Source organism: Rhodococcus sp. HM1 (assembly GCF_023218075.1).
Lineage (GTDB): Bacteria > Actinomycetota > Actinomycetes > Mycobacteriales > Mycobacteriaceae > Rhodococcus.
On the sequence record NZ_JALPTB010000094.1, the window covers coordinates 1 to 20,654 of the forward strand.

The following is a 20,654-nucleotide window of genomic DNA, read 5'->3' on the forward strand; positions in this document are numbered from 1 at the left end:
GCCGGTGACCACGACCCCGCTGCCGCCGACGACGGTGCCCGACGCCGGATCGACGACGCCGCAACCGAACCCGGAGGAGCCGGTCACGACGGAACCCGGTGCGCCGGGGACGTCTCAGCCGGGTCGGACTCCGATCGGGCCGGACGCGGGTGCTCCGACACTCATGCCCGCAACACCGGAAGCACCGGCACCGGAAGCACCGGCACTACCGCCGGCCGGATCCACCGACGGCGGATGAGACCGGTTCAGACCACCTGGCTCACGGACACCGGCAGGCCGGGATCGGTGGCGGCGGTCAGCAGCGACGGCTGCGCGCCCCCGGCGATGAGGTGCGCACCGAGCGCCGCGATCATCACACCGTTGTCGGTGCACAACCGCGGCCGCGGCACCCGCAGCGTGATCCCCGCGGCCTCGCACCGTTCCCGCGCGAGCGCACGCAACCGCGAATTCGCGGTCGCGCCGCCACCGAGCACGAGCGTGTCGACACCGACATCCTGAGCCGCGCGCACCGCCTTCATGGTGAGCACGTCGGCGACCGCCTCCTGGAATCCGGCCGCGACATCGGCGACGGGAACCGGCTGCCCGGCGCGTTCCAGCGCTTCGACATGCCGCGCGACCGCGGTCTTCAAACCGGAGAACGAGAAGTCGTGGCGCGCATCGCGCGGCCCGGTCATGCCGCGCGGAAAGACCACAGCGGTCGGATCGCCCTGCTGGGCCAGCTTGTCCAGCACGGGGCCACCGGGATATCCGAGGTCCAGCAGTCGTGCCACCTTGTCGAACGCTTCACCGGCCGCGTCGTCGACGGTGGTGCCGAGCTCGACGATCGGCTTGCCGAGGTCCTCGACATGCAGCAGGTGGGTATGCCCGCCCGAAACCAGCAGCGCGATGCACGGCGGCATCGGACCGTTCTCGATCGTGTCCACGGCGACGTGCCCGGCCAGGTGGTTGATCGCGTAGAACGGCACGTTCCAGGCCGCGGCGTACGCCTTCGCGGCGGCGACCCCCACGAGCAGCGCGCCGGCCAGGCCCGGGCCGATGGTGACACACACGGCATCTGGCTTGCCGATACCGGCGGCCGCCAGCGCCCGGCGCATCGTCGGGACGATCGCCTCGAGATGCGCGCGGGACGCGATCTCCGGCACCACGCCGCCGAAGCGGGCGTGCTCGTCGACGCTCGAAGCCACCTCGTCGGCGAGCAGTTCGAGCGTGCCGTCGCCGACCCACCGGACGATCCCGACACCCGTCTCGTCGCACGAGCTCTCGATGCCCATCACGATCACGGCTTTCGCTCCTCTCGCCGGTCCGGCCGACACATGGTGTACGCGTCGGCGCCGCTCGGCTGGTAATAACGCTTCCTGGTGCCCACGATCTCGAAGCCCTCACGCCGGTACAACGCGATCGCCGCGTCGTTGTCGGTCCGCACCTCGAGGAACACCGGGCCGCCCCAGGCGTCGGCGACACGCAGCAACTCGTCGAGCAACGCGCCCCCGATGCCGCGTTGCCGCAGGTCCGGGTCGACACCGATCGTGTGCACCTCCGATTCGGGGTGCACACCGGTACCGAGCCGGGCCAGACCGGCGTAACCGATCAGGCGACCGTCGTCGTCGCGGGCGGCCACGTAGTGGTTGTGCGGGGACGCCAGTTCCGACCGGAATGCGTCGGCACTCCACGGGTCGTCCCCGGGGAACAGGACCTGTTCGAGTTCCGCGCAACGCTCGACGTCGTCCGGGCGCAGCGCATCGATGGACACGGTCATTTCTTCCGGGCCGCCGTCTCCACCGCGTCCGGCCGACGCAGGTACAGCGGCACCAACGGCTGCGGCGCGGTCGCAGCGAGCAGCTCGGGCGCGGCGACCGCGACCAGCCCCGCCGGCGACGGCGTGTGGACCGGCACGGCGGGCAGGTCGAACAGCGGGGTGTGGGCGGGTGATCCCGCGACCCGCTGCGACGGCGCGGCGGTCACCTCGGCGGGTTTGCGCACCTCGGGGCCCTCCACCCGGCGACCGCCCGCGTACCGCGCCCAGTACACCTCGCGGCGGCGGGCGTCGGTGATGACGAGCAGATCGGCGCCGTTCTCATCGGCCGCGAACACGTCCGCGGCGGTGACATCGGCCGCGAACACGTCCGCGGCAAGCGCATCGAGGGTGCACACTCCGTACACCGGAATACCCAGCGCATCACCGAACGCGGCGGCGGTCGCCATCCCGACACGCAGTCCCGTGAACGGTCCGGGGCCCACACCGACGACGACAGCGTCGAGGTCCGCCGATTCGCATCCCGCTTCGGCGAGGCATTCGAGGATCTGGGGCGTGAGGATCTCGGCGTGCCCCCGCGGATTGTCGGAGACCCGCACCGACAGGGTCTCGAGATTCTGCGGCGTGCCGTCGCCGAGGCGGACCAGCCCCGAGGTCACGGCGGGGGTGGCGGTATCGACGGCGAGAACGAGCACGATTACCCAGGGTACCGCCGGTAACGACGTTATCCGACCCAGCCCCAGGTGGCACGGCGCACATCGGACTCGGGGTCGCGACGCAACCGCACCCGCAGATGCCGGTCGGTCAGCTTCTCCACGAGTCCCTCGCCCCATTCGACGACGACGACCGCGGCGGTCAGGTCGGTGTCGAGATCGAGGGCGTCGAGTTCGTCCAGGGCGTCCGGGCCGTCGCCGAGCCGGTAGGCGTCCACGTGCACGAGCCCTACCGGTTTCCCGCCGGGGCGCTCCCCCGGCCGGTGCTCGCGGGCGATCACGAATGTCGGGGAGGTGACCCGCCCCTGCACCCCGAGACCTGCGGCGATACCCCTGGTCAGCGCAGTCTTTCCGGCGCCGAGGGGTCCGTCGAGCACCACCAGGTCGCCCGCCTGCAGGTCCGCGGCGAGCCGGCGGCCCAGCGCTTCGGTGTCCTCGACGGTCGGCAGCTCGGCGTACTGCTCGCCGGCGTGATCGGACACGGCGTGGTCGGACACAGCATCATCCTTCACGTGTTCAGACACCGACGGCCCGCCGGTTGCGCGCGTCGTATGCGAAGGCCCGCTGCACGAGCCGGTCCAAGGCCTTGCACACGACCTCCGGGAACTCGAGCTGGACGAGGTGCCCTGCGCCCCGCACCCGCTTGAGCTCGCAGTCCGGCAGACTCGCGGCGAGTTCCTCGGAGCCGGAGAACGGGATCACCATGTCGGCATCACCGCACAGCACCAGGACCGGCACCCTCCCGACGGTCGGCAGGGCGGCTGATTCGTCGTGCAGTTCCAGGGTGCGGAGGAAGTTGACGATGGTCAGCACCGACGTCTCGTTGAGCATGCGGTCGGAGAATTCCACCAGCCGCGGGCTCACGACCGTGCCGTACGAAGCGGCCCGCAGGATCGGCGAGACGATCGCCTTCGCGGTGCCGCGGGCGTACTGCACGAACCCGGGGGCGGTGCGGGCGGTATAACGGAACCCGTCGATCACCGGGTTCTCCAGGTTGCGGCCCAGCCCGGTCTTGCTCAGGCCGGCCGCGGTGGTCGAGAGCAGACCGACACCCACGATCCGGGAGTCGAACAGGTCGGGGCGCTGCGCGGCGAGCGCGATGGCGGTCATGCCACCCATCGAATGCCCGACGACCACGACGGGCCCGCCCGGGGTGGTCTCGTCGATGACGCGGCCGAGGTCGCGACCGAGTTGCGCGATGGTGCAGGACTTCGCTCCGGCGGCACCGGATTCGCCGTGCCCGCGCTGGTCGTAGAACACCATCCGGACGTCGCGGCCCCACCGTTCGGTGAGGTAACGCTGCTGCAGGTGCCAGGACTGCATGCGAAGGCAGTATCCGTGGACGAACACGACGGTCAGCGGGGCACGCGGGGATCCGAATTCGCGCACGGCGAGTTCGACCCCGTCCTCGGTGGTGACGATGCGCTTGGGCGCGGCCAGCATCGCGTCGAAGTCCTCGTCGGCGTAGATCTCGGGGGCGGGCATGCCCGCGGATCGCACCGCGTACAGGCCGGCCGCGGAGGCGAGGGTGGCCAGACTCGCGGCGAAAAGCCCCATCCTGCCCATCATGCTCATTCCGACCCGCCTCCTTCACCACCGATGTAGGTCCGTACGGTGCGTCCGCCGACGCCGGTCACGACCTCGTAGTTGATCGTGTCCAGCAGGTCCGCCCAGTCCTGGGCGTTGGGCTCTCCGTGGCGTCCGTCACCGAAGAACAACGCATGATCGCCTTCGCTTACTCCACCGCCGTCCGAGCCCAGGTCCACCACGATCTGGTCCATGCACACGCGGCCGACCTGGGGCCGGAGCCGGCCACCGAGGAACACCTCGAAGCGGCCGCTGAGATTCCTCCGGATTCCGTCCGCGTAGCCCATGGGCAACACCGCCACGGTGGTGTCCACCGGCGCGATCCAGTGATGCCCGTAGGACACCCCGGATCCTGCTGTCACCTTCTTCACGAGCGCCACCCTCGTCCGCAGCGTCATCACGGGCCGGAACCCGTAGTCACCGACCTCGGGAATCGGAGACAACCCGTACATCGCGATTCCGGGCCGGATCATGTCGAATCGCAGGTCGGGGCGGGTGACGGCGGCGGCGGAGTTCGACAGGTGCACCACTTCCGGGGCGGTGCCCTGCCGACGCAGATCGGCGACGGCCTCGATCAGCCGGTCCCGCTGCGCGTCGATCTCCGGGTGGTTGAGCTCGTCGGCGTGTGCGAGATGGGAGAACGCACCCCGGAACCGCACCGCGCCTTCCGCCTGCACGCGACCGAGGTCGCGCAGGAAGTCCTGCCATTCGTCGCGGGCGACGCCACCACGGTTGAGTCCGGTGTCGATCTTGACGGTGACCGTCGCGGTGATGCCGGTCTCGCGGGCGGCGGCGGCGACGGAGGCGAGATGACGGGGCGAGGACACACCGATCTCGACGCCGGCGGCGATCGCGGGCGCGAAATCGGCGTCGACGGTGTGCAGCCACGCCAGGATGGGCGCGTCGATGCCCGCCGCGCGCAGCTCCAGAGCTTCGGCGAGGGTCGTGACACCGAGTTCCCGCGCGCCGGCGGCGAGCGCCGCCTTCCCGACCTGCACGGCGCCGTGGTTGTAGGCGTCGGCCTTGACCACGGCCATCACCGCGGCGTCCCCCGCGTATTCGCGCAGCAGGCGAACGTTGTCCGCGACCGCATCCAGGTCGATCACCGCCTCGGCCTGGGGCTGGGCGTGTCGGTGCTGTTCCTGGGTGCGTGCTGCGGTGGTCATGATCTTCGATCCTGCCACTGCCCGATTCGCGCGCCGCGCGCTGGTGGTGGCGTTCCGATCACAATTCGGACATATATGACCACCACGCCGGTCCGGCGTCAATACCGGCGCAGCGTGCGCACCGCGGCCCTGACCTGCGACAGGATCGCGCTCGCGGACACCGGGGCGGCGCCCACTCCGTCACGGGCGGCGAGGTTCGCGGCGAGCGAGTGCGCCCGGGCACCGGCCGCAGCGGCGAGATCCGGTGCCATACCCGCCGACATGAGTGCCCCGATCAGACCGGACAGCACGTCGCCTGCGCCCGCGGTGGACGCCCACGAACCACCCGCGTCGTTGACGAACACGTGCCCGTCCGGACGGGCGATCAGCGTGGCCCGGCCCTTGAGGAGCACGTGGACCTGCCAGTCCGCGGCGAGCGCTCGCACAGCGGCGACCCGGTCCGGTTCCGGCCTCGACCCGGTCAGCCGGGCGAACTCCCCCGCGTGCGGGGTCAGCAGGGTCGGAGCCGGGCGGTCGCGCACCACGGAGGGGTCCCGCGCGATCAGTGTCAGTCCGTCCGCGTCGACGAGCACGGGCAGGTCGGTGGCCAGCACGTCCCGCAGGGTGCGCGCGGCCGTCTCGTCGGTGCCGGCGCCCGGACCGACGACCCAGGCCTGCGCGCGTCCGGCCGCGGCGAACGACGGTGCCGCCACGACCTCGGGATACCGGGCGAGGACCGCATCCGCTGCGGTCCCGGCGTACCGGACCATGCCGGAGGTCGCCGCGACCGCGGCGCCGGTGCACAGCACACCGGCACCCGGATAGGTGGCGCTGCCTGCGACGATGCCGACGACACCCTGGCTGTACTTGTCGTCGTCGGGCCCCGGCACCGGCCAGATCGCGCCGATCTCGGAGGGTTCGGCGGCGACCAGGTCCGACACCGGCAGGTCCAGGCCGATGTCGACGAATTCGACGCGGCCGCACCGCGCCGCGGCGAGCGAGTGCACGGGTTTGAGGGCACCGAACGCGACGGTGACCGCGGCGGTGACGGCCGGGCCGTCGACGGCGCCGGTGTCCGGGTCGACACCGCTGGGGGTGTCGACGGCGACGATCGGGGCGGTGATCGCGTCGACCAGCACCGCGGCCGCCGGACGCAGCGGACCGCGACCGGAGATCCCGACGATGCCGTCGAGCACCAGATCGGGGTCGCCGAGAGCTTCCGGGACCGCCGCGGCCACGCGTCCCCCGGCGGCCCGCAACGCGGACAGTCCGCCGGGGTGGGCCCGGTCGGGGTCGAGCAGCAGCGCGGTCACCGCGACGCCGCGGCGGCGCAGGAACGTTCCCGCCCACAGCGCGTCACCACCGTTGTCGCCGGACCCGACGAGCAGGACCACGCGCCGCCCGGCGATCCCGCCGGTGCGCGACCGCAGTTCCGCGGCGACGACGCGAGCGAGACCGTGTGCGGCCCGTCGCATGAGCGTGCCCTCGGGCAGCGACGCGAGCAGCGGGGCCTCCGCGGCCCGGACCCGGTCGCACGGGTGGTAGCTGCGCATCACCCCTCCGATCGGAGCGCAGGTCTATTCGACCGTCACGGACTTGGCCAGGTTGCGGGGCTTGTCCACGTCGTAACCGCGTGCCTGCGCGACCTCGGCGGCGAAGACCTGCAACGGAACCGTCGACAGCAGCGGCTGCAGCAGCGACGGCGACGACGGGATCTCGATGAGATGGTCGGCGAACGGGCGCACGGTTTCGTCGCCCTCCTCGGCGATGACGACGGTGCGGGCACCGCGCGCCTGGATCTCCCGGATGTTGCTGAGCAGCTTGCTGTGCAGCACGGCCCGCCCCTTCGGGGACGGCATCACCACGATGACGGGCAGGCCGTCCTCGATGAGCGCGATGGGGCCGTGCTTGAGCTCACCGGCCGCGAAGCCCTCCGCGTGCATGTACGCGAGTTCCTTGAGCTTGAGGGCACCTTCGAGCGCGACGGGATAGCCGACGTGACGGCCCAGGAACAGCACCGCCGGAGACGCCGACAGTTCCCGGGCGAGCTCGCGCACCGGTTCCATCGTGGTGAGGAGCTGCGCGATGCGCGGAGGCATCGCCGCGAGATCCTCGTACTCGCGGGCCACCTCGTCCGGGTACTTGGTGCCGCGGGCCTGCGCCAGCGCCAGGCCGACGAGCAGGTTCGCCGCCATCTGCGCGAGAAACGCCTTCGTCGACGCGACGCCGATCTCCGGGCCGGTGCGGGTGTAGAGCACGGCGTCGGCCTCCCGCGGGATCTGCGCGCCGTTGGTGTTGCACACCGCGAGCACCCGCGCCTTCTGCTCCTTCGCGTGCCGGACGGCCTCGAGGGTGTCGGCGGTCTCACCGGATTGGGAGATCGCCACGACCAGCGTCGATCGGTCGAGCACAGGGTCGCGGTAGCGGAACTCGGACGCCAGCTCCACCTCGACGGGCAGGCGGGTCCAGTGCTCGATGGCGTACTTGGCGACGAGACCGGAATGGTAGGAACTGCCGCACGCGACGACGAACACCTTGTCGATCTCACGCAGTTCCTGATCGGACAGCCGCTGCTCGTCGAGCACGATGCGACCGTCGACGAAGTGCCCGCGCAGCGTGTCCGCGACCGCTTCGGGCTGCTCCTCGATCTCCTTGAGCATGAAGTAGTCGTGACCGCCCTTCTCGGCGGCGGCGAGATCCCAGTCGATCGTGAACGGCTGCGTCGGCACGTCGGTGTTGCCGTCGAAATCGGTCACCACGTAGGAGTCCTTGGTGATGACGACGACCTGGTCCTGGCCCAGCTCGACGGCGTCGCGGGTGAACTCGATGAACGCCGCGACGTCGGAGGCGATGAACATCTCGCCGTCGCCGACACCGACGACCAGCGGCGTGGATCGCCGGGCCGCGACGATCGTGCCGGGCTGATCGGCGTGCGCGAACACGAGCGTGAAGGCGCCCTCGAGCCGGCGCAGCACGCTGCGGGCGCTTTCGACGAAGTCCCCGGCGGTGGGCCCCTCGGCGTAGGCGCGGGCCACCAGGTGCACGGCGACCTCGGTGTCGGTGTCGGACGCCAGTTCGACGCCCGCGTGCTCGAGTTCGGCGCGCAGCGGCGCGAAGTTCTCGATGATGCCGTTGTGGACGACCGCGACGCAGCCGGTCTTGTCGCGGTGCGGGTGCGCGTTGCGGTCGGTGGGGCGTCCGTGGGTCGCCCAGCGGGTGTGGCCCATGCCGGCCGTGCCCGCGAAGCGGTCCCGGCCGACCTCGTCGAGCTCGGCCTCGAGGTTCGCCAGCCGCCCGGCCTTCCGTTCGACGGCCAATCCGCCGCGACCGTCCAGGATTGCGATGCCCGCCGAGTCGTAACCTCGGTATTCCATACGCCGCAGTGCCTCCACCACGACGTCGAGAGCATTGCGGTGCCCGACATAACCCACGATTCCGCACATGGTTAGCAGGGTACTGGTCGACGACCCGGCGCCGACAACTCGTCGGGAACGCAATGGCCCGGGTCACGGCCGGTGCCGTACCGGGTCGGCGGGTGATCGGCTAACGTTCACGCCGTGGCGGCGAACCCGAAATCCTTGGCTCAGCAGCTTTCCCGGCGCGGACCCCATTCGGTCCTGCGTGGCGACCTGGCGCTGGCGGGTCAGCCAGGCGTCGTATACACCCCCGCCGAAGGATTCGGACTGCCCGCGGTGGCGTTCGGTCACGGCTGGCTGAGCGGGACGGCGAGCTACTCGGGCCTGCTCGAACATCTCGCCTCGTGGGGCATCGTCGCCGCGGCACCGAACACCGAGCGCGGTCCGGTTCCGTCGGCGCTGGGTCTGTCCACCGATCTCATCACCGTGCTCGACATCTGCACGAGCGTCCGGCTGGGCACGGGCCGGATCAGCGTGCACCCCGACCGGGTCGCCCTGGCGGGCCACGGACTGGGCGCGGGCGCGGCGGTGCTGGCCGCGTCCCGTCGTGACGTGGCGGCGGTGGCGGCACTGTTCCCGGCCCCGACCGCCCCGTCCGCCGCGGCGGTCGCGACCCGGGTCGATGCACCCGGTCTGGTCCTCGTCGGCGCGAAGAGCCTCGGATCGATGAACAGCGACGCGGTCGCGGTCGCGAAGGCATGGGGCGGCGAGGTGCTGTTGCGGTCGGTGCACAAGGCCTCCGACGAGGGCCTCGTCGAGGGCCGCAAACTGCTGTCGTTCCTCGGGCTCGGCGGAGGCGAGCGCCGCACGCAGCAACGCACCCGCGCGCTGCTCACCGGTTTCCTGCTGCACCGCCTGACCGGCGACAAGACCTACGCGTGCTTCTCGGATCCGGAAGCGGAGATTCCGGGGTCCGAAGTGATCGCGGATCCGTCGCTGATCGAATCCGATCCGGTGACTCAGATCAGCCAGCTCTTGGGCCGGTAGTACGGCTCGTCCCTCTCCGGCTCCGGCTCCACCTCTCGGGACCGAGGCGGTTGCGCCGGCAGCTGCCGTGGTCTGCAGACCTCCTCGAGGTCGCCGAGCCGACGACCGGTCGCTCGGCGGTACGCGGCGACGATCCGCTCGATCTCCGCGTTCACAGCGGACCCGCCTCGGGAAGGATCACGCCGCCGTCCGGCACCGGCTCGGCGGATTCCGCGGGACCGCGATCGGCAGCCTCACGATCGGCAGCCTCACGATCGTCCCTGGCCACGACACCGGCCCGACCCGGTGCGCTGCGGCCGCTGCGCCCTCGCTCCACGGCCTGACCCGGCACCCCGGGTCCGGGGACGGTGGTCGCCGCCGGTGGTTCTTCTGCGGCCGGGACCGCGCGCAGGACGTCCGCGGGCGTGGCGGGGTCCGCTGATGGTGTCGCCTGTTCCGTCGGCGGTACCACCTCGGCGGGCGGGGCGGGGTCCGTCGGCGGAATCGTTGCCGATTGCGGTTCGGGTGCCGGGTCGGGCACGACCGCCGCGCGGTCCGGGACTTCGGCCGCCGCTGCCTCGACCCTGTCGGTCGCTGCCTCGGCCCTCTCTGTCACTGCCTCGACGACAGCCGTCGCAAGCTCCACGACGGCCCCGGTCCACTCCCCGACCGCCGTGGCCAGTTCGAGACCCGATTCGACCAGCGACACCCCGGCCCGCAGCATGTCGGCCGGTGTAGCGCCGGGCGATCCCCAGGCAGGCACGATGTCGCGGGTCTCGCGGGCGTCGCGGGCTTCGGAGGCGCTGCGGCCGGCCGACGACAGGTCCGTGCCGACTCCGGGGAACCGATGCTCGTCGAGAGCATCGAACGCACGGGCCAGTTCGTCGAACACCGCACCGATCGCGCGGTCGGCGTCGTCGCACAGGCAGGCGAACACGGCGGCCGCGGTCTCGACTCCCGGGACGAACACCTCGTTCAACCATCGGCTGCACCACTGCGCGACCGCCGCGGAATCCCCTTCGGCGAGGCCGGTGGACCAGCGGGCGAGCTGTTCGCCGGTGGGGCCGGTGGCCGCACCCGATGCCCCTGCGAGTACCGCGTCGACGTCCGCCGGACCCAGACCACCGATCACCGGGTCGGCGAATGTCGCTGCAGCCCTCGATTTTTCGTCGACGATCACGCCGATCGCGCTCGCCGCCGCGACCAGCGTGTCCGCGAGGGCGCCGACCGTGTCGTGCAGCCGTCGTGACCGTTCGAGGTGGGCGGCGAGCGGGTCGGACGCGGAGCACGACGCGCCGCCCTCCCACACCGCCGGCACCGACGCGAGCCGATCGCGTTGCTCGTCGACGCCCGTGCCGAGTACCGACCACACCGTGCGCACGGCGTCGGCGTCGGACGCGAGCCGCGCGACGTCGAGTCCGCGTTGCGCCTCGTATCGGTCCGTCAGATCGGACATCGTGACGGTCGACGCCGCACCGATCCGATGTGCGCGCGGCAGGAACTCGGCGAAGAACCGGAGACCGACGGCACCGGCGTCGAGCAGGTCGTCGATACCGGTGGGACCGCTCACCGCGGGCCTCGCACGTCGGCGTCGATTTCGGCGAGCGCAGTCACCTGCCGATCCAGCTCGTACCCGTAGCCGTCGGCGGTACGACCCAGGAGGTCGGCGACGCCGGTCGCTTCGTCGGACCACGCCTCGAGCACCCGGCGCAGCCGACGGTAGCCCGCGTCCACCGCATCCCCGCGACCGCGATAACCCGGGCCCGCGGCACCCGCATCGAAGCAGAGTCCCCCCAGCGCACGCTGCCACTGCCGCTCGGTGCCGGCCACCGCGCGACCGAGACCAGCCGCGATCGCACGTACCTCCGACACGTCCACTCGCACGCCGTCGGCGTTCGTTCTCCCGTGCCCCACGCGCACCTCCCCCGCGGCACCGCCACCGTGGCAGGGCCGTCGTAGGGATTGGACGCAGGCGCGGGATCGTCGGTTCCGCTCGGGATGGAACGACTCAGACTGCGGCGACCGCGTCGGCCAGACGATCGGCGAGGACCCGCGCCACGGTGTCGTCGGCCGCCTCGACCATGACGCGCACGAGCTGTTCGGTACCCGACGGACGCAGCAGCACCCGGCCGGTGTCGCCGAGTTCGTGCTCGGCTGCGGCAACAGCCTCGACGACGGCGGGGTGGCCCGCGACCGCCGTCTTGTCGGAGACGGGCACATTGATCAGTACCTGGGGCAGGGTCCGCATCACCGACGCGAGGTCGGCGAGCGTCGAGCCCGTGATCGCCATGCGCTCCATCAATCGCAGACCGGTCAGCACCCCGTCACCGGTCGTGCCGTGGGACGGGAAGACGATGTGGCCGGACTGTTCGCCGCCGAGGCTGAACGAGCCCCGCCGCAGTTCCTCGAGGACATAACGGTCACCGACCCCGGCGGTCACGACCGTGATACCGGCCTCCCGCATCGCCAGGTGCAGACCGAGGTTGCTCATCACCGTCGCGACCAGTGTGTTCTCGTGCAGTTCCCCGCTGGCGCGCATCGCCAGCGCGAGGATCGCCATGATCGCGTCACCGTCGACGATCGACCCGGCGGCGTCGACGGCCAGGCAGCGGTCGGCGTCCCCGTCGTGCGCGAGCCCGAGGTCGGCGCCGTGCTCGACGACGGCCTTCTGCAACGCGTCGAGGTGCGTGGATCCGCAGTTGTCGTTGATGTTGAGGCCGTCCGGTTCCGCACCTATCGCGATGACCGTCGCACCGGCGGCGGCGTAGGCGGCAGGAGCGACCCGGGAGGCCGCGCCGTGGGCGCAGTCGACGACGACCTTCAGGCCCGCGAGCGGGGCCGTGGTCGCGCCGGCCAGATGTTCGAGGTAGCGGGCGGTCGCGTCGGTGGCGACGCGGACCCGTCCGATGCCGGCACCGGTGGGCCGCTCGGGCGTCTGCTCGCCGTGCAGCAGCGCCTCGATACGGTCCTCGACGGCGTCTTCGAGTTTGTGGCCACCGGCCGCGAAGATCTTGATGCCGTTGTCCGGCATGGGATTGTGCGACGCGGAGATCATCACCCCGAGGTCGGCGGTGTAGGCGTCGGTCAGGTAGGCGACCGCGGGGGTCGGCAGCACCCCGACCGACAGCACGTCGACACCGGCGGCGGTCAGGCCCGCGGTCACGGCCGCGTCCAGCATCTCGCCGCTCGCGCGGGGGTCCCGGCCCACGACCGCGACCGGTCTGCGCCCGTCGGTACCGGCCGCGAGCACCGCGGCCGCGGCACCTGCGATCCGGACGGCGAGTTCCACCGTCAACTTCGCGTTCGCAAGACCGCGAACACCGTCGGTACCGAACAACCGCCCCATGGACAACCTCTCGTGTCGTAGATCCGGCGAGCCCCCGCCGGGGAGAACCGCCCGAGCGAACAGGGCGGGAATGCACAAGAGCAGGCGTCCGGTAGTAGTTCTCTACCGGCGCCTGCTCTCGTGGTCGAACAGGTGCCGAGGCCGACCACGGGGTCAGCGTCGGCAACACATCAGCGCTTGGAGTACTGAGGTGCCTTGCGGGCCTTCTTCAGGCCGTACTTCTTGCGCTCGGTGGCGCGGGCGTCACGCGTGAGGAAGCCGGCGCGCTTGAGAGCCGGACGATCCTCGGGCGAGACCTCGATCAGCGCACGCGCGATGGCGAGACGCAGCGCGCCGGCCTGGCCGGACGGGCCGCCGCCGGTGAGGCGAGCGTGGATGTCGAACGACTCGGTGCGCTCGACGGTGACCAGCGGGGACTTCACGAGCTGCTGGTGCACCTTGTTCGGGAAGTAGTCCTCGATGGTGCGGCCGTTGAGCACGAAGTTGCCGGAGCCGGGCACGAGGCGGACGCGGACGACGGCCTCCTTGCGGCGGCCGACGGTCTGGACCGGACGGTCGAGCACGATCGGGGCGGGCGCAGCGGCGACCTCGTCGACCGCGTACTCCTCGACCACGTTCTCGACCGAGTCGTCGCCGTACTCTTCGTTCACGTTCTGCTCAGTCACTGGGCCACCTGCTTGATCTCGAACGGAACCGGCTGCTGCGCGGCGTGCGGGTGGTTCGGGCCCGCGTAGACCTTCAGCTTCTTCGCGATGGCGCGGCCGAGCTTGTTCTTCGGGAGCATGCCGGTGACGGCCTTCTCCACGAGGCGGTCGGGGTTCTTGTCGAGAACCTCGCCCACCGAACGCGCACGGAGACCACCCGGGTGGCCCGAGTGGTGGTAGAGGAACTTGTCGGTCCGCTTGTTGCCGGAGATGGCAACCTTGTCGGCGTTGATGATGACGACGAAGTCACCGCCGTCGACATGCGGAGCAAAAGTGGGCTTGTGCTTGCCGCGGAGCAGGTTCGCCGCCTGCACCGCGAGGCGGCCGAGCACCACGTCAGTGGCGTCGATGACGTGCCACTGGCGGGTCACGTCGCCGGCCTTCGGTGTGTACGTAGACACAGATCTTCCTCGTCTATCGTTTCGCTGCTGGCCCGCGCATCGCCGATGATCACCCTCGGCGGCCAGTTGAGACCCGAGAAGCGACGTCCACCGGGCACGAGGCCACGGCAGCGCACGACACGCCAAACGGACACGATACCGGTCCGGCCACACGGCGGTCAAAACCGGCCGTCGGGCAAGCGCACGGAACCGCGACGCCCCGGCAGCCTCTCCACCACCGGGACGCCGCGGCCCACACGGATGTGTCACACGGCCAGCGGCATCACCTCGAACCCCACTGGCGGGTGAGCCCGTCTTCGAGATCGACCATGTTCCGGTTGCCGGTCGCGACCGACGCGCCGATCTGCCCGAGGATGAAGTTCAGCTCGAAGGCAGCGGTGTTCCACTTGGTCTGCGACTTGTAGTACTCCTCCTGGGCGGTGCCGTCCCAGGTCTGCACGAACCGCTCGGCCGTCGTTCCGACGGTGTCGAGCTCGTCGTTCATCGCGCCCTGCAGCGCGGTGAGGTCCTTGTACACCTGATGGACACCCGCGAATTCCTGCCTGATCTGTTTGACCACGGTCCTGTTCTCCCTGCCTCAGTTGATCCGAACTGCCCTGTCGATCCGAACTCTGCGCGCGGTGGCGATCAGGTGTAGCTGCCCTTGAGGGTGCTGCCGACGTCGGCGATCGCGCGTGCCTGCTCCTCGACCGCCTGCTCGTACGAGTGCCCGTTGGTCCGGATACCGGCGGCGATCTCCTCGAGCGCATCGTTCATGTTCCGGGAAGCCTTGTCCCAGTCCGCCATCACGATCCCGAACATCTCCTGCGAGTCGCCGCCCCACACGTCGCCGGACCGCCCGACGATCGTCTTGAGCTGGGCGAGAATGTCGCCGAGGACCTCGCGCGAGTTGTCGATCTGCTGCGCCGCGCCCAGCATCTCCGCGACATCGGCGACAACCTGCTGACCGCCCGTCCCACCGTCCTGCACATCGGACATTTCCGTTTCCCCTCCTCGTTCTCCGCGCCGCGACCGGACCCGGTTCCCCCTGCGGTCCGGGCCGGATTGCGCCCTACACCTGGTTGGACGTCACCCGTGTCCGATCGGTTCCCCTCGAACCGAAAACTCGTCGGGCCGGATGTTCCGGCGCTACTCGACCGCGAGTGTGTGGACGGCCTGCTCGCATTCCTTGCCGATCCCGGCCCACTCCCCCACCAGGAACTGGCAGCCCACCGCGACCTGCCATCCACGGTCGACGACCACGAACCAGCGCACCGTCGAGAACTCTTCGGGCACTTCGGTGTAGGCGATGACCGACCGGTCCCCGAAGGTGGTGTCGGTGTCGAGGTCACGGATGATCCCGCCGCGTTCGGCAGCCCGGCGTTCGAGCACGGCAGCGACCGCGGCCTCGTCCATGCCGTCCCGGAGTCGGCTGTGCACCACCACGATCCGCCGGTCCTCGCCGCCGCCGGGAACGAGTTCGCTGCGTCCGCCGCCGGTGCGTGCACCGCCAGTGTCGCCGGTGTCGCCGATGTCCCGGAGCCGCCACTGCTCGGGTAACTCGATGCGCACCGGACCCAGTTCGAATCGGATCGACGGCGCGCGCGTCGCCGGCACCGCCGCGGTCGGTACCGCACTCCCGGCCTCCTCCGCGACCGCGTCGATCTCCGGTGGAGCGATCGTTCCCGCGTCGCGCCCGAGGAGCACCCCACAGGCCACAGCGACGGTCGCGACGACGGCGGCGAGAACCCACCACCCTCGCACCGGCGGACGCGGTGGCGGTTCCGCCGCGCGCACATCGGCCAGCCACTGCGCCGTCGTCGGGACGGTGGACACCGGGACCGTCGCGGCGGGCGGGGCCGTGAGAGCGGCGAGCATCTCCGACGCGGCGACCGGCACGACCCGGATGCCGCGGCCGAGCCGCTCGCGGATCTGCTCGCACAGCGCTGCGCCGGACGGTTCACCCGGAACACCCGCGACGATCAGGACGTCCGGATCGACGGGACCGGCGACGGAGCCGATCAGTTCCTCGAAGCGCGCGAAACCGTGCGCGGTGTCCAGATCCGTGGCGCCGAGGTGGCTGTCCACCGCGGTGCGGTCGACGGGCGGCGCCATGTCCGACGCCGGGGCCGCTCCGAGCAGCGACGCGGTGATCTCGCCGTCCGCCACCTCGACGACGACACAGCGTTCCACCGCCGACGCGGTCACCGCCTGCCGCGCCGCGACCGCCGCCGCGGTGAGGACGGCGTTGCGGGCGACGTTTCGCGCTGCGGTGTGGGCGATCTCGCGGCGCCGTTCGCTCCATCGAGTCGGATATACCATCGTGACGGTGCCCGCGTCCGGGGGCGCGGAGACCGCGGCCGCCGCGTACTGCACCAGCCCGGTCAGTGCGCCGGTCAGGTCGGGGCCGTCCTCGGTGCCGGGCCGGTCCCCGATCCGGGCGACGACGTCGAGGTGGGTCTCGGACGGGCGGCGCGCGGCCGCTTCCGCGAACACGAATCCGCCGCCGATGTCCGCGGCGAGCGCGGGACAGTCGAGCGTGACGTCCGCCCACCGCGCGAAGACCCGGCCGGGCGCCAGGAGCAGGCCGAGCGTGTCGGGTTGGCTCACTGTTCGGGGACCCACGCGACCTGGACGAGCGATTCGCCGCTGCGCTGCACCATGATGCCCCGTCCCGGCGGCATCCGGCTCGGCCGGATCGCGCCGAGAAGTGCTCCTTCGTCGCGGTTTCCGCTCATGATCAGACCCGCCGACGACAGCTCGCGCAGCCGCCCGATCACCGGTTCGAACAGCGCACGTCCCGCGCCGCCGGAGCGGCGGGCGATCACGAGGTGCAGACCGATGTCCTTCCCGTGCGGCAGGTACTCGACCAGCGGCGCCAGCGGATTCTGGCCCGAGGTGGCGACCATGTCGTAGTCGTCGACGACGACGAAGACCTCCGGCCCCGTCCACCACGATCGGTCCCGCAGCTGCTGCTGGGTGGTGTCCGGACCGGGCAGCCGCTTCTCGAACACCGCGGCCAGGTCCCGGGCCATCGCGGCGAGCACCGCCGCAGACGGCGCGTAGCCCCCGAGATGATCGCCTTCGACGACACCGAGCATGGTGCGCCGGTAGTCGCCGACGATGATGCGGGCCTGGGCGCCGGTGTTCGATTCCATGAGGCCCCGGCAGATCCCCCGCAGCAGCGCGGTCTTGCCGCAGCCGGAGTCCCCGAACACCAGCAGGTGGGGGTTCTCCGCGAAGTCGAGCCACACCGGCGCGAGCTCCGCCTCGTCGATTCCGATCGGGACCCGCAGCCGCTCCGCCGTCGGCGTGTGTGCCGACGCGGGGGTGCCGGCCGGAAGTGCGGCGAGCAGCGCCCGGTGTTCGACGAGTTCCGGCAGCATCCGCACCGGCGGTGCCGGACGGCCCGGCGTCGCCGCCGCGATCGCGTCCACAGCGGCGGCCACCGCCGCCCCGAGGTCGTCCGCATCGGAACCGCCGTCGACGCGGGGCAGCGCCGAGAGCACGTGCAGTCCCTCGCGGTCGATGCCGCGTCCGGGCCGGTTCGCCGGGACGGTCTCCGCCTTCTTCCGGCCGAATTCCGAATCCGCCGGATCACCGAGGCGCAGTTCGAGGCGGGTACCGAGGTGGTCGCGCATCGCGGGCCGCACATCCCCCCAGCGTGGAGCGGAGACCACGACGTGGATCCCGTAGGACAGGCCCTGCGCCGCGAGGATGCCGATCGGATGCTCGAGGGCTTCGAAATCGTTCCGGATGCTGGGCCACCCGTCGATGACGAGGAAGACGTCGCCGAATGGGTCGGCGGACGTGTCCACGAGCCGGTCGCCGCGCAGCCGGCGCAGCTGCGCCATCGACTCGATCCCCCATTCTGCGAAGATCCGTTCGCGGCGCCGCAGCAAGCCGGTCATCTCCGCGACGGTGCGGCGCACCCGGTCGGCGTCGAGCCTGCCCGCGACCGAGCCGACGTGCGGCAGTCCCGCCAGCCCGGCGAGTGTGCCGCCACCGAAGTCCAGGCAGTAGAACTGGACCTGTTCGGCGGTGTGGGTCATCGCCATCGACATGATCAGGGTGCGCAGCATCGTCGATTTCCCGGAGCGGGGGCCACCGACCACCACGGCGTTGCCCGCCGCGCCCGCCAGGTCGACGACGAGGGGGTCCCGGCGCTGGTCGAAGGGCCGGTCCACGATGCCGATCGGGGTGCGCAGGGTGGCGTGCCGCAGCGTCTCACCGGTGAGCAGCGACCGCGGCACGATCCGGTCGAGACTCGGTGACTCGTCGAGCGGCGGCAGCCACACCTCGTGCGCGGGCAGGCCGTGGCCGTGGACCCGGTCGACGAGAACGTCGAGCACCGTGCGGCCGTCCGGCACCGCGTCCGGGACGGTCGCGTCGGGGACCGGCATCGGCCGGGGCAGCTCGGTGGGCACCTCCCGCGCCGTGAACAGCCGGGGCCGGGCCGCACCGGGTCCGCGGGTGCCCGGGTTCCGGTGCGCGGCGCGGCCGGGTTCGTAGGGGCCGGAGACGTAGGCCGCGGCGAACCGCACGATCTCCGCGGAATCGCACTTGAGATAACCGGCACCCGGCGACGACGGCAGGTGGTAGGCGTCCGGCACACCGAGCACACTGCGGGATTCGTTCGCCGAGAAGGTCTTCAGTCCGATCCGGTAGGACAGATGACTGTCGAGACCGCGCAACCTACCCTCGTCGAGGCGCTGGCTGGCGAGCAGCAGGTGCATGTGCAGCGACCGGCCGAGCCGGCCGATGGCGGCGAACAGATCGGCGAAATCCGGTTGCTGGGTGAGCAATTCGGAGAACTCGTCGACGACGATGAACAGCGCGGGAAGCGGCGCCAGCGGCGCACCCGACGCCCGCGCCCGCTCGTAGTCCCCCACGTTCGCGAAATTGCCTGCTGCGCGGAGCAATTCCTGCCTGCGATTCATCTCACCCTCGAGGGCGTCCTTCATCCGGTCCACCATCGCCAGTTCGTCGGCGAGGTTGGTGATGACGGCGGCCACGTGCGGTGCCCGGTCCAGACCGAGGAACGTGGCGCCGCCCTTGAAGTCGACGAGCACGAGGTTCAACGCGTCGGGTGCGTGCGTCGCGATCAGGCCCAGCACGAGTGTTCGCAGAAACTCCGATTTTCCGGAGCCCGTGGCCCCGATGCACAATCCGTGCGGCCCCATGCCGTTCTCCGCGGCTTCCTTCAGATCCAGTTCGACCGGGGCGCCGTCGACACCCACACCGATGGGGACCCGCAGCCGGTCCCGGCCCCGCCGCGGCACCCAGGCCCGGGCGGGGTCGAACTGCGCCGGATCGCCGAGACCGAGCAGGTCCTGCCAGGTCGACGGCCGTTCGTCGCCACCTCCGTTGTCACCGGCCGTCACCGCGGAGATGCGGTAGGGAGCCAGACGCCGGGCCATGGTCTGCGCCTGTGCGACGCTCAGTCCGTCCGCCCGCGCGAACGTCTCCACCGTGCTGCCCGCCCGAGCACCCAGATTCCCGCCGTCCGATTCCGTGCCGTCCGACTCGCTGCCGTCGATGACCAATTGAAGTCCCCGGGTCGCGGCGAGCCGAGGCACGAACCGGCACAGATCGAGCACCACGACCGAATCGATCCCGCCGTCGTCGAAGACACCGGAACCGGACCCGTGGACGCCGCCGTCGACCACGACGACGATCTGCGGCACGCCCTCCACCGCGGGGGCGTTGCGCGCGAAACGGCCGCGCATCGCCAGCTGCGGTCCGAAGACCGTCTCGAGCTCGAGCATCGAACCGAACACGGTCCGTGCGCTTCCCGCTCCGTCGCGCATCTCCGGATGCTGGGCGTGGGGAAGCCATTTCACCCATTCCCACTCCGCCGCGGTGTCGGGACCGCACACCACCGCGACCTGCAGCACATCCGGTCCGTGAAAGGTGCACAGCTGCACCAGCATCGCGCGGGTGAGCCGTCGCGCGGCATCCCGGTCACCGTCGATCGCGACCACGGGGAAACCCCGCAACGACACCGCGGTCGGCAACGCGGCCACCACCGAATGGGTGCGCACGAACCGGCGCAACGACACGGCCGCAATCGGTTCGAGGTCCTCGACCGGACCGGTCTCGGGCGGGATCAGCCGTGTCGCGAGTCGTTGACCGCCGAGGCCGACGCGCACATGGCAGTAGTCCGCATCCGTCACCCGCCGTTCCCACATGCGCACCGTTCCGGCGAGGGTCCAGGCCAGCGCCGGGTCCGGGTGTGACCACTCGAGTGCCCGGCGCTGCCGGTCACCGGTGTCGGTCACGTCTCGGCGCAACTGATCGAGGTACCGCAGATAGTCCTTGCGATCCTCGTTCGCCTCCGCGCTGCGCGCCCCACCCCCACGACCGCCGCCGGCGAGCATCCCGAGCACCGACACCATCATCATGACGGGGAAGATCAGCGACATCGGGTTGCGGGCCATCCCGGAGGTGAACATCAACGCGACCATGCCGATCATCGCGGCGACCATCACCAGCGGCAGCAACTTCATCAGCAGGTTACCCGGGGTCGCGCGTGGAATCTCCGGTGGCGCTTGCAGACTCACCTCACCGCCCGGGATGCGCGGTGCCTCCCGACGGGCCCTGCGCACGAACCGCACCGTACTCACGGCAAACTCCCCCCCGAC

General features: G+C 71.1%; 18 protein-coding genes and 1 pseudogene. 2 read left to right on the forward strand and 17 right to left on the reverse strand.

Annotated features, from left to right (window positions below; translation table 11 throughout):
* Positions 1-238, forward strand: a pseudogene (locus M1M07_RS29335) (hypothetical protein); the annotation flags it as partial.
* A gap of 7 nt (positions 239-245) precedes the next feature.
* Here M1M07_RS29335 and tsaD read toward each other — a convergent pair.
* The 8 genes from tsaD to glmS form a co-directional block, all read right to left on the reverse strand.
* A complete protein-coding gene (gene tsaD, locus M1M07_RS29340; protein WP_197250651.1) occupies positions 246-1,280 on the reverse strand; it encodes a tRNA (adenosine(37)-N6)-threonylcarbamoyltransferase complex transferase subunit TsaD in 1,035 nt (344 codons plus the stop codon).
* Entirely contained in the window at positions 1,277-1,756 is a 480-nt protein-coding gene (gene rimI / locus M1M07_RS29345) for a ribosomal protein S18-alanine N-acetyltransferase (protein ID WP_248676415.1), read from the reverse strand. Before rimI ends, tsaD begins: the two co-directional genes overlap by 4 nt.
* On the reverse strand, positions 1,753-2,448 hold the full coding sequence (tsaB, locus tag M1M07_RS29350; protein WP_248676416.1) for a tRNA (adenosine(37)-N6)-threonylcarbamoyltransferase complex dimerization subunit type 1 TsaB: 696 nt from the start codon (positions 2,446-2,448) through the stop codon (positions 1,753-1,755). The genes rimI and tsaB overlap by 4 nt, the downstream gene beginning before the upstream one ends.
* A gap of 29 nt (positions 2,449-2,477) precedes the next feature.
* Positions 2,478-2,963 carry a tRNA (adenosine(37)-N6)-threonylcarbamoyltransferase complex ATPase subunit type 1 TsaE gene (gene tsaE / locus M1M07_RS29355; RefSeq protein WP_248676417.1) on the reverse strand — a complete coding sequence of 162 codons (486 nt, stop codon included), beginning with the start codon at positions 2,961-2,963 and terminating at the stop codon, positions 2,478-2,480.
* Between the two features lie 19 nt (positions 2,964-2,982).
* A complete protein-coding gene (locus M1M07_RS29360) occupies positions 2,983-4,041 on the reverse strand; it encodes an alpha/beta fold hydrolase (protein WP_197250654.1) in 1,059 nt (352 codons plus the stop codon).
* Positions 4,038-5,219, reverse strand: a complete 1,182-nt coding sequence (gene alr, locus M1M07_RS29365; protein ID WP_248676418.1) for an alanine racemase — start codon at positions 5,217-5,219, stop codon at positions 4,038-4,040. The genes M1M07_RS29360 and alr overlap by 4 nt, the downstream gene beginning before the upstream one ends.
* A gap of 98 nt (positions 5,220-5,317) precedes the next feature.
* Positions 5,318-6,751 (reverse strand): NAD(P)H-hydrate dehydratase, encoded by a 1,434-nt coding sequence (locus tag M1M07_RS29370; RefSeq protein ID WP_248676419.1) that lies wholly within the window; start codon positions 6,749-6,751, stop codon positions 5,318-5,320.
* A gap of 24 nt (positions 6,752-6,775) precedes the next feature.
* On the reverse strand, positions 6,776-8,641 hold the full coding sequence (gene glmS, locus M1M07_RS29375) for a glutamine--fructose-6-phosphate transaminase (isomerizing) (RefSeq protein WP_197250656.1): 1,866 nt from the start codon (positions 8,639-8,641) through the stop codon (positions 6,776-6,778).
* A 114-nt stretch (positions 8,642-8,755) separates the two neighbouring features.
* Between glmS and M1M07_RS29380 the strand changes: the two genes are divergently transcribed.
* Positions 8,756-9,601, forward strand: coding sequence for a hypothetical protein (locus M1M07_RS29380; protein WP_248676420.1), 846 nt, complete (start codon positions 8,756-8,758; stop codon positions 9,599-9,601).
* A gap of 151 nt (positions 9,602-9,752) precedes the next feature.
* On the opposite strand, the gene M1M07_RS29385 is transcribed toward M1M07_RS29380, so the two are convergent.
* The 9 genes from M1M07_RS29385 to eccCa all read right to left on the reverse strand — a co-directional run bounded on the left by M1M07_RS29385 (position 9,753) and on the right by eccCa (position 20,636).
* Positions 9,753-11,150, reverse strand: coding sequence for a hypothetical protein (locus M1M07_RS29385; RefSeq protein ID WP_248676421.1), 1,398 nt, complete (start codon positions 11,148-11,150; stop codon positions 9,753-9,755).
* Positions 11,147-11,494, reverse strand: coding sequence for a hypothetical protein (locus M1M07_RS29390; RefSeq protein ID WP_197252548.1), 348 nt, complete (start codon positions 11,492-11,494; stop codon positions 11,147-11,149). The genes M1M07_RS29385 and M1M07_RS29390 overlap by 4 nt, the downstream gene beginning before the upstream one ends.
* A gap of 94 nt (positions 11,495-11,588) precedes the next feature.
* A complete protein-coding gene (glmM, locus tag M1M07_RS29395; protein WP_197252549.1) occupies positions 11,589-12,926 on the reverse strand; it encodes a phosphoglucosamine mutase in 1,338 nt (445 codons plus the stop codon).
* 170 nt (positions 12,927-13,096) lie between these two features.
* Positions 13,097-13,540, reverse strand: a complete 444-nt coding sequence (gene rpsI, locus M1M07_RS29400; protein ID WP_248676425.1) for a 30S ribosomal protein S9 — start codon at positions 13,538-13,540, stop codon at positions 13,097-13,099.
* Positions 13,541-13,587: 47 nt separating this feature from the next.
* Positions 13,588-14,031: a 50S ribosomal protein L13 gene (rplM, locus tag M1M07_RS29405; protein ID WP_197252551.1), complete on the reverse strand. Its 444-nt coding sequence runs from the start codon at positions 14,029-14,031 to the stop codon at positions 13,588-13,590.
* Between the two features lie 262 nt (positions 14,032-14,293).
* Positions 14,294-14,590 (reverse strand): WXG100 family type VII secretion target, encoded by a 297-nt coding sequence (locus M1M07_RS29410; RefSeq protein WP_197252552.1) that lies wholly within the window; start codon positions 14,588-14,590, stop codon positions 14,294-14,296.
* A 68-nt stretch (positions 14,591-14,658) separates the two neighbouring features.
* Positions 14,659-15,009 (reverse strand): WXG100 family type VII secretion target, encoded by a 351-nt coding sequence (locus tag M1M07_RS29415; protein ID WP_248676422.1) that lies wholly within the window; start codon positions 15,007-15,009, stop codon positions 14,659-14,661.
* A 150-nt stretch (positions 15,010-15,159) separates the two neighbouring features.
* A complete protein-coding gene (locus tag M1M07_RS33150) occupies positions 15,160-16,620 on the reverse strand; it encodes a type VII secretion-associated protein (RefSeq protein WP_248676423.1) in 1,461 nt (486 codons plus the stop codon).
* Positions 16,617-20,636 (reverse strand): type VII secretion protein EccCa, encoded by a 4,020-nt coding sequence (eccCa, locus tag M1M07_RS29425; RefSeq protein ID WP_248676424.1) that lies wholly within the window; start codon positions 20,634-20,636, stop codon positions 16,617-16,619. The genes M1M07_RS33150 and eccCa overlap by 4 nt, the downstream gene beginning before the upstream one ends.
* Between the last annotated feature and the right edge of the window lie 18 nt (positions 20,637-20,654).